At 71.2% G+C, this 1,900-nt stretch carries 1 protein-coding gene and 1 pseudogene; one reads left to right on the top strand and one right to left on the bottom strand.

The window, feature by feature from the left end:
* The coding region (locus VF542_RS01695; RefSeq protein WP_408649974.1) for a hypothetical protein at window positions 1–855 on the top strand (855 nt) is incomplete at its 5' end.
* A 91-nt stretch (window positions 856–946) separates the two neighbouring features.
* Here VF542_RS01695 and VF542_RS01700 read toward each other — a convergent pair.
* Window positions 947–1,900 (bottom strand): annotated as a pseudogene (locus VF542_RS01700) (AAA family ATPase); the annotation flags it as partial.

Here is a 1,900-nt window from a genome sequence, read left to right on the forward strand (position 1 = left end):
CACATCTTCGTCACCACCAGCACCGGCGCGGTGGCCCAACGCTACGGCGGCGGCAGCAGCTGGGCCTGGGACAGCATCGACGGCACCATCCTGGTCGGCTCCCCAGCGGTCAACTACTACCCCGACACCAACGAATACGACGTCTACGCCACCGGCTCCAACGGCGGCCTCTACGTCAAGCAATACCGCAACGGCGCCTGGGGCTGCTGCTGGACCCTGATCAACGGCCCCGCCCTCCGCTCCGGCGTCTCAGCCATGATCGACAAGTACGGCCACCAGCACGTCTTCGCCTCCGGAACCAACGGCGCCGTCTACAACATCCGCAACGCCACCGCCGGCGCCGACGGCAAGAACGGCAGCTGGGTCTTCGACAACATCGGCGGAACGGTGCTCACCCACACCCCCGCGGTGAACTACTACGCGGCGGACAACATCTACAACGTCTACGCCACCGCGACGAACGGGCACCTCTACGTCAAGGAGTACGACGGCAGCGGCTGGGACAGCAGCTGGACCGACCTCGGCGACCACAATGTCACCCGCGGCGCCGCCGCGATGGTCGACAAGTACAACCACCAGCACGTCTTCGCCGTCAACGACAGCGGCGCGATCATCACTCTCCGAAACCTCAACACCGGCCCGGACGGTGACCACGGCAGTTTCAGCTCCGCCAACATCGGCGGCACCGTCCTGACCGGCACGCCCAAGCTGCAGTACCTGCCGTCCTCCAACACCTACCACGTCTGGGCGGCCGGCACCGACGGCACCCTGTGGCACAAGGAGTACGCCAACGGCGCCTGGTGGACGTCCTACCACGACTTCAGCGGCACCACTTCCATCAACGCGACCGGCTGACCGGGCTGGCCGGGCTGGCCGGGCTGGTCGGTGCTTCAGCCAGCCAGCTCGTCAGCCACTTCCGGCCAGCTCCGTCAGCCGGCCAGCTCCGTCAGCCGGCCAGCTCGGTCGGCAGTGGCTCGGTGTGCACGACGGCCAGCCGGGACACCGCCCTGGTCCAGCAGACGTAGAGCCGGCGCAGCCCGGCCAGCCGGGTGGGCTCGGCGGCCACGATCTCGGCGGGCTCCAGCAGCACCACCGAGTCGAACTCCAGGCCCTTGGCCGCCGCCGCCGGCACCACCGTGACCCGCTCGGCAGGCTCGCGATCCAGGCCGGCCGCGGCGACACCGGCCTCGGTGAGCTCGGCGAGCACGTCGGGCGCGCGGAGGTCGGGCACGATCACCGCGATCGAGCCCTCGGCGGCCAGGCAGCGCCGCAGCGCTTCCAGCAGGTCCGTGCCGTAGGTCAACGCCTGCTCACCGGACCGGATCGAGGACGCGGGCGGGACGCCGGCCGCGATGTGCGGCAACAGCCGGTTCGCGACCTGGAGCACCTCGCCGGGCACCCGGTAGCCGACGGTCAGGGGCCTGATCTGGGCCGCCGGCTGGCCGAGGTGGGTCAGCGCCAGTTGCCAGGAACCGGCCGCCCAGGGTGCCGTGGCCTGGGCCTGGTCGCCCAGCACGGTCAGCGAGCCGAGCGGGCACCGGCGGGCCACCGCCCGGCATTGCATCGGCGACAGGTCCTGCGCCTCGTCCACCCCCACGTGGACGAAGCCGTCGACGCCGGTGATCAGGCCGGCCAGCTCGGCGAGCAGCACCAGGTCGGCGGCGGAGAACGCGGCCTGCTTGGCCGGCACCGGGCGGAACGGGGGCGTCCGGCGGAGCAGCTGGAGCTCCTCCTCGCTCAGCCGGCCGCCGGCACAGCGGCGAGCGAAGTCCACATCGGTGTACAGCCTGAGCAGCACCGCGCGCGGCTCCAGGGCGGGCCACACCGAGTCGATGTACTCCCGGACCTGGGCCGAACGTGCCACCTTGGCGGTCTCGGCATCAGACGGAGCGCCGCCGGC

This window comes from Jatrophihabitans sp. (assembly GCF_036389215.1).
Lineage (GTDB): Bacteria > Actinomycetota > Actinomycetes > Mycobacteriales > Jatrophihabitantaceae > Jatrophihabitans_A.